The sequence below is a fragment of the Sphingobacterium spiritivorum ATCC 33861 genome (assembly GCF_000143765.1).
GTDB lineage: Bacteria > Bacteroidota > Bacteroidia > Sphingobacteriales > Sphingobacteriaceae > Sphingobacterium > Sphingobacterium spiritivorum.
On record NZ_GL379770.1, the window covers coordinates 1,310,097 to 1,326,517 of the forward strand.

Consider the following 16,421-nt stretch of genomic DNA (forward strand, 5'->3'; position numbering starts at 1 on the left):
CCGGGTCAATATTGCTGTGATCCGCAGCTTTAAATAGTGTATGAATATTTAAGTTACGGTATATTCTTTATATTTTTGTGTTGAATAAAGCATTATAAGGAAAGAGAATATGCCTGTTAAAATACCCAATAATTTGCCAGCTATAGAGCTTCTGAAAAAGGAAAACATATTTGTAATGAGTGACCTTCGGGCCAATACGCAGGATATTCGTCCTATGCGTGTACTTATTCTGAATCTGATGCCGCTGAAGATCTCTACAGAGACAGATTTTGTAAGGCTGCTTTCCAATAATCCATTGCAGGTGGAAGTCGAATTTCTCAGACTGGATTCTCATACTTCCAAAAATACTCCGGAAGAACATCTGGAATTGTTTTACAAAGGTTTCGGTGAGATAAAGGAAAACTTTTATGATGGTATGATCATTACAGGTGCTCCTGTAGAAATGATGAAATTTGAAGATGTCAATTACTGGGAAGAAGTCACGATGATCTTTGATTGGGCGAGAAAGCATGTCACTTCCTCCTTGTACATCTGTTGGGCTTCTCAGGCGGCTTTATATCATTTCTATGGCGTAGAGAAAGTACCGCTGGCTGAAAAGTTATTTGGTGTTTTCAAACATACAGCCACCGAAAAGACGCATCCTTTATTCAGAGGATTTGATGATGAATTCTTTATTCCGCACAGCAGACATACCACGATCCTGAAAGCTGATCTGGAAGGTAAAGAAGAGGTATCTATCTTATCAGAATCAACAGGTGCAGGCATTGCCATCGCTTCGTCAAGAGGAGGACGTGAATTTTATCTGACCGGCCACTCTGAATATGCTCCGCTTACACTACACGAAGAATATGTGAGAGATGTGGAAAAGGGATTACCGATAGAGGTACCTCTTAACTACTATACGGATAACAATCCGGCTAACCCGCCTTTGGTACGCTGGACAAGTCACGCAAACCTCTTATTCAATAACTGGCTTAACTATTTTGTGTATCAGGAGACTCCATATGATCTTAAAGATGTAGAACATCTGGGCGATATTAAAGTCAATAGTTAGTCCGGGACCTTAGCCCGCCTTTCACTTCGCATTTAGTACTTTAATTTCAAAATGGTATTGAAAAGCAGGGTAGAAGGCTGATTTATCGGAAGAGGATGTGCTTTTACTATGGAGCGGTTCTCCTGCAGGTCTGTATTCACCTTTTACTTTTTTCCATTTGTCATAAAACACAGGCCAGAAAGTCGCTGTGTCCTGCAAATCCGGTACAAGTCTTATGCATGATTTGGGCAGCTTTATTTTTTGCTTAGTCGTTTTTTCATAAGTCAGATATACCGTTGCCGTCTCCGGATCATAATGATACTTGCCGGTAAATATATTTGTCCAATAGGCACCTCCGGAATACCAGTCTTTAGCTTCAAAGCGATTGTCCGGCAGAAATGTCCAGGTGGTCCCGGCGCCTATACCTGCAGCCGATAGTGTACTCACCCAGCTCCATTGCTGGTTTTCCAATGTTTCAGCTCTGAGATCTTGAGCCCTGACCGATCTTAAACAGATAAAAATACTGAATAACAGAATTGCTTGCTTAGCCATATATGCATGATATAAATCCGATATGTATTATAACGATACTCCAATTTACGTATATATTCGCACAGGACTATATCCCGATACATATTTGAAGACAGCGGATTAATATTCGATCTGTAATCTAAGTAAATTGAAAGGTGAAATAGCGGGTCTGACAATGCGTACAACAAAAGAAAGCAATATCTCTTTTACTTTCCGGAGGTCCGTATTTCCTGAAATTATAGAATTCGCTTTTCACCGTGACTTGTTTTTCCCAGTATAGTGCTTTTTCCGTCAGATCATAACATTCTTCCGCATCTTTAGGATAACCTGTGAATTCCGCTATATCATTGCAGCATAGTGGTCTGTCTTCATACTGCATGAATATCGGAATATCGGGTGTCTTCTGGTATTTCTCTGCAAGCATCTTCTTGTTTTGTAGATATGCTTCCTCGTCCAGATTTTTTAGACCAAGGTAGCGGTCAATAATTTCTAAATATGCGAAATCACAGGAATGCGTAAGATTACCCTCTGCTATACAGGATGCGCAGGCCGCATAGATATCGTCGTCCACTTCACCGTTTTCCAGATGCAGTTTACCCTGATACGCATACAGATCTATATCTGTTCTATTACATACATGGCATTCGTCATAGTAGCTGTCTAATATTTCGAGTGCAGAATCTGCTATAAGTTCGAAAATCTTTCCCATAATACGTGGTGGATTGGAAAACAAGTTTGTTCCGGATACAATATCCTAATAATATGATTTGAAAACAATAAAAAGTACGTATTAAGCTAATAATGGGTATACAAATGTCGCAGGATTTTAGACGTTTATTTACCCATTATCTCCGGATCTGTATTCCTATGTAAGCAGTTGATATATTATCCTTAATTTTAAGCTGTATATTTCAGGTATTATACAGTTATGTCATCAAAAGCAGTATTAAGAATAGAAAAACCGCAACTGGTCAAAAAAGCAAAGGGAGTAAAACTGTTGTTTGCAGGATTGCTGACTCTTTTACTGCTCTTAGCCCTTGTTCTGAATCTTAAATCTGCGCTTTTAGGTTTCGCAACAGTGGCTGTCGTATGGCTGTTGAAAAGTAAAACGAATATACGCATGAATATCTATCTCGCGGTTATACTTTTGTTTGCGGTAATGATTTTGCTATCCTATATTCTCCATATAGATTTTCCTGCTTATCTGTTGACAACATTAGTAGCACCAGTGGTTCTGCTATCGGGATCTGCTTATTTCTTTCCGGATGCTCAATCTTCAGCAGAAATCTTTTATATAGACAGGCAGCAATTCAAATGTTTATCAACAAAAGATAATGACTATAAAGCGTATTCGCTTAATCCTTTTTCATTTTACAAATCTTTTAATACACAGCATATAAAAGGTATTGTCTTCGGAGATAATGATATACGGATCAATATTAATGATGAGCTTATATTACCCCGTGAACTGGATAAAGGTGACCTGACTAAAATCAGGACATTTATTGAACAGCATTTCGAACACCTTGTCCTGCAACCTGCTATGGAAGAAGCATACAAATCACAAAATCAGTTATATATGCTGAAGCTATTGTTAGTTGTACCTCTTATCCTGAGCGGTACGGCTGTTTATTTCTTTGCAGACAATGGAAGAGACACCCGGCTTACATTTATTCTGCTTGCCGCGGCGGCTCTTCTGACCATAGGTATTTTGATTTTCTTTAATATTCAAAAGAAGCGGTCCGTCTAAATACAACGCAGCAGATTTAGAGGCTTACTATTTTTGAATATTCTCCAGTAATTCCGACATGATAGTTAAATAACGACCGTCTCCTTCTCTGTAAGACATCGTTGATATAATGTACGGCTTAAGAACCCACACATATTTCTTTTCCTGTTTTAAGCGTGCCAGCTGCTGTGCTTCGATCTGATCATATTCAGAACGTTTCAGCACCAGAAACTGAATACTGAAATAATCCCTGTGATAAGCTCCTTTTTCTGTGTCAAAGCCGGCTTCTGAAGACGGCTCAATCTTCAGCTGAATAATTCTGTCATCAAACTTCCATAGATCGAAGCTCGTATTTTGAGTATCATAATCGTAGATATCGGAGCGAATCTTCTTTATCGTATCGACATAATGTTTGCTGTATTTCTTTACCTCATTGTAGGACAAGTAATTGACTTTTTCGGGAGGAGATGCATCATATTTATAATAATTCAACTCTTCATATGATCCCAGTTTATCGTACAGATGAAAGATCAGGGAATCCAGTTCTTTTTTTGTTTCGATCTCACTGTATCCTATAAAAGAGATCAATTTATCGTTTTCATCTGTTTCCAACTCGACCTGATCGAATACAAGTCCGTCATAGTGAGCCAGACTATCCGTTTTTAAACTTTTATAATAATATCTTTTACCGGGAACACTCTCATATACCAGATTACCCTCTGTCATATTGACCTTCCATTCATAGTCCGCTTTCTGTTTGGTCGCTCCTGTATTCTCATTCACAGAGTCCAGTACCGGAGCAATCAGCTTTACTGCATTTTCATTAAAGGTGAGCTGATTGACATCAAACATGGCTTGCCGGGATAAGATCTCGGGTTGTGGTTTTTCTGGACGAGCAGAAGAATTGGAATTCCCCTGACAGGCAACCAAGGTGTAAAGCAATGCAAAAAATATTCTTTTCATAGATATGATCTTCAAACTGTAACAACTTAAGAACCGGCTGAGTATTGTATTAAACCACAATATACAAAGTCAGTGTTTTAAAAACAACTGTTAATACCATAGCCAGATAAAGTAAAGAACAATATTGCGATATGTATGGCCTAAGGTTGTTCCCTTAACATATATACAGCGGGTAGGAGCAGACCTTCGTGCTCACCGCTGTTGTGCAACGTAATAAAGGCATTCCTTTCAAAATATTCTTTTAAAGAATCTTCTACATATTCCGCAATCCAGATGCTGTCGTATGACCGGCAAAGTTCCAGACACTTTTGCAGTAACGAATCTTTCGCAGTGGTATTTGCATAAACTTTCAAAATGCCAAAATCTGCTATTCTGATCATACGTTTACGGGGGGCCATATCAGGCCTTATCCCTTTAGAGGTAATGCGGGCAAATCCTGCCGGCCGATCATCTACGCTGACCATCAGCCATTGGTTAGACAAGCTATTGACCTCTTTCAATAGATGCTTTTCATTAAAATTAGCTGCTAAATAAGTTCTCAGTTGTTGTTCTTCAACAACCAATGAAAATTTTTCAGTGGAAATATCTTTCGCCAGCATTGAAAGTTTTTCAATATCCTGTTCTGTAGCAATTACGAATTTTGTAATTATTTTCATACAATTCTTAATTTGTTAATAACACAAAATTACGTTTCAACTTAGGAGCTGAGCGGTACAGAACTGTAAAGAATGAGCAGTACAGATACTATCCGGCCAACTGGCCAGCGAGTCTGAGCGCTTCTATTCGTTGAGTGGTATAGTTATCTGAAAAAACTATTCTGAAGTAATTGGAAAATATCCCTGAAAATGAAAAAGTATACCCCGGGGTGAACCGTACTCCAATCTTATTACACTGTCGGTAAAAGCCCTCCATATTAATCTGGTCAGGCATTCTGACCCATAGATTGTATCCTCCTGAAGGTGTAAGCAGTGTAGTGTCCTTCGGAAAATTCTCTGATAAAAGCCGGACTGTAAGATGAGCATTTTTTGCCAGTTGCTTACGGAAGTGACGCAGGTGCCGGTCATAACTGTTTGTTTTCAATAAACGGTCTACGGTTTCCTGATAAACCGGAGATACACTGCTCCCCAATGAAAATCTGATCTGTTCAGCACGTTCCATAAATCGTCCGGCAGATAGCCAGCCAAGTCTGATACCCGGAGCCAAAGTTTTGGAATATGAGGAATACGTCATCACAAGTCCGCTTTCATCAAATGCTTTGACAGGAAGTGGCCTTTTATTAGTGAAGCTCAGATCTCCGTAAATGTCATTCTCTATTAAAGCGATGCCTTCATGTTGTATAATACGGAGCAGATCTTTCTTTTTTTCGTCCGATAATAATATACCGGTTGGATTATGAAAATTTGGTGTGAGCAATACTGCTTTTATGGTATTTTTTTCGCATGCTTTTCGAAAAAAGTCTACATCGAATCCACTTTGAGTATCTGCCGGTATTTCTATTACTCTTAGGTGGAGTACCCTAATAATTTCCAGTACCGAAAAGACACAAGGGCTTTCTACCGCAATCACATCTCCTGCAGTGCATACTGAAGATAATGCAATATACAAAGACTGTAATGCTCCGTCTGTAATCAATAATTCTTCAGGAGGAAGTACAGTCTGATAGCCTGCGGCATATCCTGATATTGTTTTCCGGAGATCAGAAGACCCGTTAGCGGGATAATACCGTAATAAGCTGGCACCTTCTTCCCGGATAACCTGTTGCATCGTGCGGAGTAATAGTTTTTGAGGCACTAATAAGTCTCCCGGTGCTGCGACATTAAACTCAGAAAGTTGACGGCCGGAGCGGAGAGAGGTAGTAAGGAGCAGATTATTTTTGAACAGAGGATCTCTAACTACAGGTTTTCGGCGGGAAGAAATTTTTTCTTGTTTTTTTTCGGTGGCTGTAGCTACAAAATAACCGGATTTGGGAATGCTTATAACCAGGCCACGGATCATAAGATATTCATATCCGCTCTGTACCGTACTTATGCTGATCTGATATTTATCTTTTACTTCACGAACCGAAGGAAGTTTATGTCCGGGCATATATATACCCTCACTGATATTCTTTTCTATAAAGGAGGTGAAGATTTCATATTTAAAAGATTTCATATAACTGTACCGGTTGATTTGTGAATATGGATTAACTGTACCGGTAAATTTGAGAAATTAAAATCACAATATCTTGTATCGTTCAGACATAATTTTTAAAATCAAGGCCATATATGTGGCTCCATATACAAAACAGCTTGTATGGAGAAGCACTCTCTAACGTATAAAATTACCTGATTTCAGGAAAGCGATGCTATTCATTGATAATCAGTTTAAATCCTATTCCTCTGATATTGACAATCTTTATATCCGGATCTTTGCTCAGCATTCTTCTTAATTTGGTAATATATACATCCATACTTCGCGACAGCAGATAGCTGTCATCACCCCATATATATTTTAGCGCCACACCTCTGTCCAGCACCCCGTTTTTATTCTCAATCAGCATTTTCAGCAACATAGCCTCTTTGAAGGTGAGATCCTGCTTAATCGGACCATAATGGAGAGACAAACCTTCAAAATTAAAATTATACTTACCGACGGACATTTCCGTATTAGCAGAAAGCTCCTTTGCCGGAGCGGATCTTTTCACCTGAGATTTGATACGGACGATAAGCTCTTCCATACTGAAAGGCTTTTTGAGATAGTCATTTGCTCCAAGCTCAAACCCTTCTACAATATCCGCTGTAGAAGATTTGGCTGTAAGAAACAGAATCGGTATATCATTATCTATTTTTCGTATTTCCTTTGCTAACGTAAATCCATCCTGTACAGGCATCATGACATCGAAAATACAGATATCAGGACGCTGTGCACGAAAAGAAGAAAAGGCTTTGAGTCCGTCAGTTACCCATGTAACTGTAAAGCCCCTGCTTTCCAGCGCTTCCTTAATAATCTTTCCCATTAGGACTTCATCTTCAGCTAAAAGGATATGGATGTGTTGCATGTTACTTATTGTTAGGTATTAGAGGGATCTCGATAGTGAAAGTTGTGCCTTTTGACACTTCACTGTGTACTTTGATGGATCCGTTGTGTAAATGGATTATTTTTTGGACATAACTTAGTCCCAGACCGAAGCCCTGCGCATTGTGGACATTACCGGTAGGAACCCTGAAAAAGTTTTCAAATATTTTGTTGAGATATACCTTCGATATTCCTATTCCGTTGTCCCGGAAGATCATATAAAGATTTTTATCGTCATTGTATAACCGTATCAAAATATGTGGATTCTCTTCTGCTTTTCTGTATTTAATACTGTTATCTAGCAAATTAAAGAGTAGATTACCAAAATGTACCTTATCCGCCGTTATCAGATCGACTGTGCTGTCATTCTGAATGTCCAGAATCCCGTTAAACTCAGTCAGCACAGGTTTGCTTTGATTATGGAATGTTGTCAGCAATTCGCTCAGAGAAAACTCTTCTAATTTTATAACAAACGGCTTTTCGTGAGAGAGTTTCAGTACCCGTTCTATCATCGATGAGGTGCGGTGCAGCTCGTTAAGACAGATCCCGAGATATTCATCCAGTTTCTCCGGATCATCCTTTATTCCAAAATAGCGTATAGACTGAATCGCCAGCGATACGGTAGAGATTGGAGTTTTGAACTCATGCGTCATATTAGAAATAAAATCATTCTTGATCTCCGACATCCTTTTTTCCTCCCTCAACTGCTTGATAAGATAGATAAGACCATACATAATAAACAGGACAATCAGCAGGGAGATTAAAAGTGTCCAGAAGATGCTTTTCAACGGGCCTAACATATCATCTTCTACATGTACGGTAGCGATCACATTCAGGTCGATGGCTTTACCCTGTACAGCAATAAAGTTGTATTTCTGAAACAGAAGGGTGTCTTTTGTATACCAGATCCGGGGTTGCTGAACAGATTTCAGAGAGAGTTGATATGGATTTGTTATCTGATTGGCCTGAAAATGTTTTTTTATAACCTCACTGATTGCCTTTTCGGTAACGACCAGTCGTTCTTTGTGCATGATTTCGGGTTTATGTACCGAAACTTTGGAAGATGCCTGGAGCGTATCTGAAGAGGATTTTTCTAACGTATCAATAGTCGTATTGATATTAAAAGTTACTGTCTTTTTTCCTTTTTTGGTTTGGATGGAATCGTCCGAATAGATCTGTGTCAGACTCTGGATTGTTTTAGCAAGCTGCCGGGCGGCAATACTGTCTTTTTTCTCTATTTTATACAGCTTACTCATGCTGATTAAACTGTACTGATCAAGACTCTCCAGTACTACACGTCGGATGTTAGCCTGATTTTTTTCTCTGTTCAATTTAAAGTCACTGTACAACCAGTAACTCTGAAGTATCAGCATAGCTACGGTACTTATGGCGAGCAGATAAATAATGACTTTAAATTTTCTTTTTTCCATCGACTTTTGTTTTCCACTGACGTCAAATCAGAATTTTTCCTTCCTTTTTAACACTACTTCACAGTCGTTAACACTTGTTAACAAACTGGCTATCCGTTAACGCTAATTAACAAATAATAATCAGTATATCAGCAGTTGAAGACCCATTTTTGTGAGCACAAAATAAATATATTTTATATGAAAACGAATTTAATTACCCAAAGTATCTGCCTGAGTTTTCTTTTTTTTATTGCATTCACAACGAAGGCCTCAGCACAGGAATATATGGACGCATATATCAGATATGCAGTGACACATATTGCAGATTCCACACGAAAAGACAGCCCTGTCAAACAAGATATGTATGTCTATGTATCTCCTAATTATTCCTACTATTCGAAAATGAAACCGGAGGCTTTTGCTCCAAATCAGATGACATTTTCGTATGACAATATTCCATCAGATGCTGTAGACAGCTATTTGTATAACAAAGCATTGCAGCAATATTTTAAAATGGAATTTGTGGGTAATCTTTTTAGAGTTCAGGCGAATAAGAAAACAATTGACTGGGATATAAAAGATGAAGAAAAAGAGATAGGTGGCTATCAATGCATCAAAGCTATTGGTACATTCGGCGGACGCACCTATGAAGCATGGTACACTCCGGAACTGCCCTATGCCTACGGACCATGGAAACTGGATGGTCTTCCGGGACTTATTCTGGAAGCCAGAGATCTGAATAGTGATATCATATTTGCCTATTCAGGCTTCAACAAGATGTCCGAGAAGTTTGACTTTGCTAAATTATTGGAATTGGATGAAACTTCTCCTGAGAAGATTGCCAAAGCAAAAAAAGCAATGGAAGCAGATATGCTGGCATCTGTCCTCGCATCAGTACCTGCAGGAAGCAATGTGACATTCAAGGGAGAGGATGGCAAGGAGATATCCAAAGAAGAAGCCGAAATGCTGATCCAGCAGCATAAAAAGAAACAAGCTAAAGAAAAATCTTTCGAACTCAATAACCCTGTTGAAATCAATAGATAATGAGAGGCATTATTCTGATGATCCTAAGCCTTCTGGTAATGCACCAGAAGGTCCATTCTCAACAATATGCGGAGGGAAATATACGCAACAGTACAGATGCCATGATTCCTTATGTTACTGTCTCGCTGCTGGATGCTAATCACAAAGTCATCAAGTCAATGCGGGCAGATAATAAAGGGTATTTTAAAATAGAGATTGCAAAAGAACTGAACCGTGACAGTTTGCTCCTGGAATTTGAACATATTGCCTACGTTACACAGCAGATCGCATTGTCATCACGTTCTGTAGCATATGCAGTCAAACTGGCTGATAAGCCAATCTCACTGGACGAAGTACAGGTGAAGAGCAAACCGCGGATCCGGCAGAACGGAGATACCACGAGTTATAAAATGGGGTCTTTTACTTCTGCAGAAGACCGGAATATAGGCGATGCTATCCGCAGAATGCCCGGTATGGAGGTGGATGATGCCGGAGTGATCAAATACAATGGCACGAAAGTATCCAATATGTATATTGACGGAGATGATCTTTTGAATGAGGGTTATGGAATAGGGACACGTACCATAAAACCTGAAATGATTGAAGATCTGGAAGTCATACAGGGACATGAGCATCGGAAAGTCAAACAGGGACTGTCTAAATCCGATCAGGTTGCTATCAACCTGAAAGTAAAAGAAGATGCCAAACTCAAATGGTCAGGCCAGGCGAGGGTGGGAGCCGGATTACCTTATGGAGTAGAGACCGATAATAATGCAATGACATTCAATAAAAAATTTAAAACATTGAATAACCTGCAGGGAAATACTGTAGGAGATGATATGTCAAAGGAAGTCACAGCAACACATTCCTTTGATCTGACCTCCGCTACTTCTGCAGGTAGTCCTGATATACCGCTTAACAGATATAACAAAAACCACTCGTTGGCTATCAATCTGAATAACTTGTATAACCTGAACAAAACCTGGCAACTGAAGAATAATGTCAATCTGTGGGGAGATCGGGTAAACAGGCAGAGCAGTATTCTGCAGAATTACAGGATTGACGATCAGCTGATCAGTTACGATGATCGTATAGAGACGAAGTCCAGAGCTATGTACGGAAATATAAGCCTGGGGCTGGAGTCGAATACAGATAATTATTTTTTCAAAAACCAATTCGCCTTCAAAGCCGGAAGTTTAAAGGATAACTCCTTTATAACGAATAACAACAATGATTTTTTGCAACAGGATCGTGATCAGTCCTACCGGTTCAGTAATAGTCTGGAATATATGCCTAAGCTCCGGAATAAAAATATACTGACCGTGTACAGTAATATAAACGCAGGTGGTCATAAGGAAAATCTTAGCATTTCACCTGGAATAATGAAGGATATTCTGAATGCCGATAATCCCTATAAAGAGGTAAGGCAGCAGGTAAAAACGCCTGAGCTGTCCTTCAATGCGGGAGCAAGCTACACTTTGCCCGGACGGATCGTGAATCAGGAGTATAAGGCAAATTATCAATATAGAGATATACGACTGGAATCGGATCTGCGACTGGCAGATTTGGATGATCAGGTCAGACCTGTCTATGGATTTGTGGATAATGCTTTCAGATGGAAAGAACATGTTGTTGAATTTTCAGGTACATGGGATGCAAAATTCAAAAAATCTGAATTACAGGTGCGACTACCGGCGCAGTATGGACGATGGAATCTGGCAGACGGAAATTTTGATTTTCGTGATGTGGAGAACCGTGTTTTCTTTAATCCCATAGCTTCTTTTAAACAATATGTATATAACAAGGATTACATCAACCTGTCCTATGCACTCAGAAATGTCACAGGTGCAATAGATAACATATACAAAGGGAAAATTTTGGTCAATTTCAGAGACCTGATTGCCAATGATGCACGTTTTGATGTACGCAAACAGCAGAATATGGTGTTGGATTACAGCTTTCAGCGTCCTTTGGAGCTGCTTTATATGAATGCCTCACTTTCTTATTCACAGATGAATGCCAACAATATAGTTTCGCGGAATCTGACAGCATCAGGAATACAATCTGTTTTTATTCCGCTTAAAAATAAGATGAATACGCTGAATTCCAGCTTTGGTGTGAGTAAGTACTTTTCAGACCTCAAGACCTCTGCTTCACTGAAATCTGCTTATAACATTACGCATTACAATCAGCTATTGAATGAGCAGTTGCTGCCTTATAAGAATGCTGAGCTGATTGTTGAGCCAACTGTCGAATTTAAAGGTATTCAGGGAGTAACCTTAAGTTACAAAAGTATATGGACTATGTCCGGAAATACCGTCGACCAGAAACTGGCTACAACCTCAGCTTTTGACTCAAAAAACCAATTATGGGTCAACAATCTGAGTATGATGTACGTGCCTTTCTTTAATTTCTTTGTAAAAGGAAGTGTAGCGCACCGGAAATTGGAACAGACTAATCTGAAAAGTATTCAGAATACTTTTCTGGATATGAATATCAGGTATAAGGTTCCGAAATGGAAAATGGAATTTGAGCTGGAGATGCGAAACCTGACCAATATCAAAATGTATGAGTCTTATGCAATCAGTGCTGTGCAGGAAAGTATTTCGAGATATCCGCTCAACGGGAGACTTTCTTTATTCAGAATGAGTTATCTGTTCTGATCTGAATAGAGAAATGTAGTAAAAAATAGGTTGTAGCAAAAATAATATCAGTTTTGGAAGCGAAGATTGAAACTGACGGATCGTAATTTTCCTGATTTCAGGAGCGTACGATCCGTCAGTGATCATGTTAGCTGGATCTTTTTAAAGATACGATAGTTTGTAAGACCACTGAAGTCATCACCAGTAGTAAACCTATGTAAAAGAACAGGTTTAATTGCTTGCTCTCATTAAAAAACAGAAAAGCCAGTATAATCGCATAAACAGGTTCGAGATTAAAACTCAGATTTACCGTAAATGCCGGTATCTTTTTGAGAGATTCCGCAAATAGAATATAAAGCCCTACAGTGCAGAAGGACGCCAGTATGACCAGATATCCGATATCTTTCAGGTCCGGAAGGACGGTTTGTACGGGAAATGCATACAGATAAAACGGCATCAATATTCCTAATCCTATAGTTCCACCGATCATTTGGTAGTAATTGATAAGCCTGCTGTCATAGTTTTTCACAATACGCTCATTGAATAACGTATAAAGAGCTGCAAAGGCGGATGAAATAATTCCCAGGCCTATGCCTAACTGATAGGACGAATCAAAATGAAAAATTAAGGCGATACCTGCTAATGTCAGCACACTTAGGAGTAGCTCATTCACATTGAATTTACGGCGGTTGATGAGCGGGTCAAAGACAGCGGTGAAAAAACTGGTTAAACAATAGCAGACTACACCCACGGAGATATTGGAATACTTGATACTGGCATAGAAAAATACCCAGTGCAGCGTAATGAACATGCCGATTTTGGCAATATTAAATTTTTCTTTCGTTGTAATCTGTCTGGAAACATGGAATAGTTTTAAGATCATCCATAGGATAATAGCAGAGAATAAGACTCTGTACCAGACCAGAAGGCCTTCATTGACAGTTATAAGTTTTCCGAATATACCGGTAAAACCTGCAAGTATTACAGCAACATGTAATACCAGATATGATTTTTTCATAAAAGAATTGTCTTCCTGTCCCAAGAGAACAGGTGTATAAAAATTAATAAATAACTAAAATCAGATTATAACCAGGTATGCCAATCAGCTGATCCGCAATCTGTATAATCTACGTGTCCGTTAAATATTAAGGGGTAGGAGGAGGAAGACTACTCTTTCTGTTCATATGTATGCTTTTCTCAAAACTAATGAATTACATGGAAAATACAAATTATTTATCTCTACAGGTGGGGGTTATAAAAGAGCTTCAGAATCAAAATCAGGGAAATAAAAAAAGGTTTTCAAACGGGGAGAGTGAAAACCTTTATAACCAATTATAAACCTAAATTATGATGATACAAATATAGTGTATTTATAACACTAAGTGCAAATTTATTTTTATTTTTTTTCAAAATAATTCACAAATAGTAGTAAGAATATGCAATAATGTGTACAGAAAGAGTGGTTATTAGAGTGCCCAGAAGTATTGGAAATCAGTTTAAAAATGCTTTTTTTAGCCAGTATAGCTAGTTTTTACCGTATTTGTAAAAATATTTGTGAATAGTAATTCTTTATTTATATTTGGTCTAAATAATGATAGTTCAATATCATTATCTGCATCATACTTAACTTACTATCACTAATGAAAACAAAAATTGCTATCTTTTTAGCACTATGCTCTTTAATGAGCTTCGGTTATGCACAGACTTCCCGTATCACTGGTACCGTCCAAACAAGTGACGGACATATTGCCGAAAATGTTGTCGTCCTGCTGAACGGAGGAAAAGCATCCAAAGTTTCGGAACTTGGGATTTATGAATTCAATAACCTGAAGCCTGGCAATTACAAGATAACAGCCAGACACATTGGTCTGACCTCCAGGACCATCGAATCGGAAGTATCGGCAGGAGAGACCAAAGTCGTTGATTTTATACTTGCTGATACCAAGCGACAACTTGATGAAGTACTCGTAGAAGGCCTGAAAGGACTTGTAGAAGAGCAGCCTTCTTCCAGTCTTCGGGTGCAGACCCCATTGCTGGAACTACCACAAAGTGTGCAGGTGATCAGTTCTTCTGTACTTTCCAAACAACAGATTTTTAATCTGGCAGACGGTGCGATACGCAATGTGAGTGGTGTGAGCAGACAGAGCCACTGGAATGATATGTATGTCAATATCCATATGCGTGGATCACAGATACAGGCATTCCGCAATGGAATGAATGTAGTAAGCTCATTCTGGAGTCCGTTATCAGAAGATATGTCTACAGTAGAGCGTATTGAATTTGTGAAAGGTCCCGCAGGCTTTATGATGTCCAGTGGTGACCCTGCAGGGATATATAATGTGGTTACCAAGAAACCGACTGCCGAAAATAAGGGAGAAGCAACTTTCTCCGCAGGAAGTTTTGAAGCCTTACGCTCCACTCTCGATCTGAATGGCAGATTGAGTAAAGATGGCAAATTGCTGATGAGAATGAATGTGGCCGCGGATAGAAAATCTTCATTCAGAGCCAATGAAAATAACAAGCGGTTTGTAATCGCACCAGTATTATCTTATGAGCTGAATGACGATACAAAGCTGACATTTGAATATACCTACCAAAAAGCTAAAATGACCGATGTGGGATCGGCCTATGTGATGTCACCATTTGGTTATAAATCACTGCCACGTGATTTTACCTTTTCAATGCCCGGATTGGAGCCGTTTAATGTAGACGAGCATAGCGCATTCCTCACTATAGAGCATCAGCTATCCAAAGACTGGAAACTGACAGGACAGGGCGCCTATTTTAATTACAATCAGATAGGAGCGAGCAGCTGGCCCAAGGATATCGCTGCGGATGGCAAAGTGATCCGTAAATCAGATATTTGGGATGCTCAGAGCGAAATGGCCATGGGACAGATTTTTCTGAACGGTCAGGTTTATACGGGTAGCGTACAGCACCGCATACTGGCAGGTCTTGATCTGGGAGATAAAAAATATGATGCAGACTGGAATCAGTCTCAGGTACTGGATTCTCTGAACGGAGGAGAGTTTGATCCTCAAAATCCGGATTATACACCTGATTTTGGTTTTAAACCCTTCGACAGAAGTCTTCCTGTGAGTCAGCGTTCGGCAACAGGAGGTGGTGCTATGGCCACAAAATACTCTTCTGTGTATATACAGGACGAACTTGGTTTCTTTGAAGATGCCTTGCGTCTTACATTAGCAGGCCGCCTGACGACCATGTCCGTTGCCAACTGGGGTGGTAAACCTGTGAAAAGCACCAAAGTAACACCCCGATTGGGATTATCCTACTCCATTGATAAACTAACTTCTCTATACGGACTATACGATCAGGCTTTTCTGCCGCAGAACGGAATACTGTTTGACGGATCTGAAGTAAAACCAATAACCGGCAATAATATGGAACTGGGTATAAAAAGAGATTGGTTTGGAGGAAAGTGGAATACTACACTGGCGGTCTATCAGATCGTGAAAAACCATGAGATCACTTCTTACGGGCCGCGTCCGGAGATGAGCATGGAAATCGGGCAGAAAAAAGTTAAAGGAATCGAACTGGATATTAAAGGAGAGATTCTCAAAGGACTCAATGTCATTGCCAATTATGCCTATACAGACGGAAAGATTACGAAACTTAATGAAGGAGTCGGAAATCAGTTCTTCGTAGGACAGCGGCTTGACGGCGCAGACAAGCATATTGCAAATGTGTGGCTGGATTACGAATTGATAAGTGGAAAATTAAAAGGATTGAGTTTTAATGCAGGTATGTCCAGCAACAGCGATCGAGCTACAGGCTTTTATTCGAATGATAATCCGGAATATAATCTGGAGGATTACCTGCGTTTTGACGGAGGACTGGGCTACAGACACAAAGCATTTTCAGTCCGCCTCAATGTTAATAATGTGCTGGACAAATATCTTCTGGCCGGAGGAGCTTATTATACGAATTACTTTACTACTCCGGTATATTCCTGGCAGGCAGATGCTCCCCGTAATTACAGATTGACCATGAGCTGTAAATTCTAATAACTTATTTAA

Annotated in this window: 13 protein-coding genes; 5 read left to right on the top strand and 8 right to left on the bottom strand. The window is 39.4% G+C overall.

What is annotated here, in order from left to right; all coding sequences use genetic code 11:
• Positions 1 to 109 precede the first annotated feature (109 nt).
• A complete protein-coding gene (metA, locus tag HMPREF0766_RS05750; protein ID WP_002994544.1) occupies positions 110 to 1,054 on the top strand; it encodes a homoserine O-acetyltransferase MetA in 945 nt (314 codons plus the stop codon).
• A 21-nt stretch (positions 1,055 to 1,075) separates the two neighbouring features.
• On the opposite strand, the gene HMPREF0766_RS05755 is transcribed toward metA, so the two are convergent.
• On the bottom strand, positions 1,076 to 1,585 hold the full coding sequence (locus HMPREF0766_RS05755; protein WP_002994545.1) for a hypothetical protein: 510 nt from the start codon (positions 1,583 to 1,585) through the stop codon (positions 1,076 to 1,078).
• Positions 1,586 to 1,703: 118 nt separating this feature from the next.
• Positions 1,704 to 2,273 (bottom strand): CbrC family protein, encoded by a 570-nt coding sequence (locus tag HMPREF0766_RS05760; RefSeq protein WP_002994547.1) that lies wholly within the window; start codon positions 2,271 to 2,273, stop codon positions 1,704 to 1,706.
• Positions 2,274 to 2,492: 219 nt separating this feature from the next.
• On the opposite strand from HMPREF0766_RS05760, the gene HMPREF0766_RS05765 reads away from it, so the two are divergent.
• Positions 2,493 to 3,314, top strand: coding sequence for a hypothetical protein (locus HMPREF0766_RS05765; RefSeq protein WP_002994549.1), 822 nt, complete (start codon positions 2,493 to 2,495; stop codon positions 3,312 to 3,314).
• Positions 3,315 to 3,341: 27 nt separating this feature from the next.
• Here HMPREF0766_RS05765 and HMPREF0766_RS05770 read toward each other — a convergent pair whose 3' ends face one another.
• The 5 genes from HMPREF0766_RS05770 to HMPREF0766_RS05790 form a co-directional block, all read right to left on the bottom strand.
• Positions 3,342 to 4,256 carry a hypothetical protein gene (locus HMPREF0766_RS05770; RefSeq protein ID WP_002994550.1) on the bottom strand — a complete coding sequence of 305 codons (915 nt, stop codon included), beginning with the start codon at positions 4,254 to 4,256 and terminating at the stop codon, positions 3,342 to 3,344.
• 140 nt (positions 4,257 to 4,396) lie between these two features.
• Positions 4,397 to 4,912 (bottom strand): hypothetical protein, encoded by a 516-nt coding sequence (locus tag HMPREF0766_RS05775; protein ID WP_002994552.1) that lies wholly within the window; start codon positions 4,910 to 4,912, stop codon positions 4,397 to 4,399.
• 88 nt (positions 4,913 to 5,000) lie between these two features.
• On the bottom strand, positions 5,001 to 6,407 hold the full coding sequence (locus HMPREF0766_RS05780) for an aminotransferase-like domain-containing protein (RefSeq protein ID WP_002994554.1): 1,407 nt from the start codon (positions 6,405 to 6,407) through the stop codon (positions 5,001 to 5,003).
• A 193-nt stretch (positions 6,408 to 6,600) separates the two neighbouring features.
• Positions 6,601 to 7,293, bottom strand: coding sequence for a response regulator transcription factor (locus tag HMPREF0766_RS05785; protein WP_002994556.1), 693 nt, complete (start codon positions 7,291 to 7,293; stop codon positions 6,601 to 6,603).
• A 1-nt stretch (position 7,294) separates the two neighbouring features.
• A complete protein-coding gene (locus HMPREF0766_RS05790) occupies positions 7,295 to 8,740 on the bottom strand; it encodes a sensor histidine kinase (RefSeq protein WP_002994558.1) in 1,446 nt (481 codons plus the stop codon).
• 177 nt (positions 8,741 to 8,917) lie between these two features.
• Between HMPREF0766_RS05790 and HMPREF0766_RS05795 the strand changes: the two genes are divergently transcribed.
• Both HMPREF0766_RS05795 and HMPREF0766_RS05800 read left to right on the top strand, forming a co-directional pair.
• Positions 8,918 to 9,763, top strand: a complete 846-nt coding sequence (locus tag HMPREF0766_RS05795; protein WP_002994560.1) for a GLPGLI family protein — start codon at positions 8,918 to 8,920, stop codon at positions 9,761 to 9,763.
• Complete coding sequence (locus tag HMPREF0766_RS05800; protein WP_002994561.1) at positions 9,763 to 12,405, top strand: TonB-dependent receptor; 2,643 nt, start codon at positions 9,763 to 9,765, stop codon at positions 12,403 to 12,405. Before HMPREF0766_RS05795 ends, HMPREF0766_RS05800 begins: the two co-directional genes overlap by 1 nt.
• 127 nt (positions 12,406 to 12,532) lie before the next feature.
• Here HMPREF0766_RS05800 and HMPREF0766_RS05805 read toward each other — a convergent pair whose 3' ends face one another.
• Complete coding sequence (locus tag HMPREF0766_RS05805; RefSeq protein WP_037459950.1) at positions 12,533 to 13,402, bottom strand: DMT family transporter; 870 nt, start codon at positions 13,400 to 13,402, stop codon at positions 12,533 to 12,535.
• Positions 13,403 to 14,024: 622 nt separating this feature from the next.
• Between HMPREF0766_RS05805 and HMPREF0766_RS05810 the strand changes: the two genes are divergently transcribed.
• Positions 14,025 to 16,409, top strand: a complete 2,385-nt coding sequence (locus tag HMPREF0766_RS05810) for a TonB-dependent siderophore receptor (RefSeq protein ID WP_002994567.1) — start codon at positions 14,025 to 14,027, stop codon at positions 16,407 to 16,409.
• Positions 16,410 to 16,421: the final 12 nt, after the last annotated feature.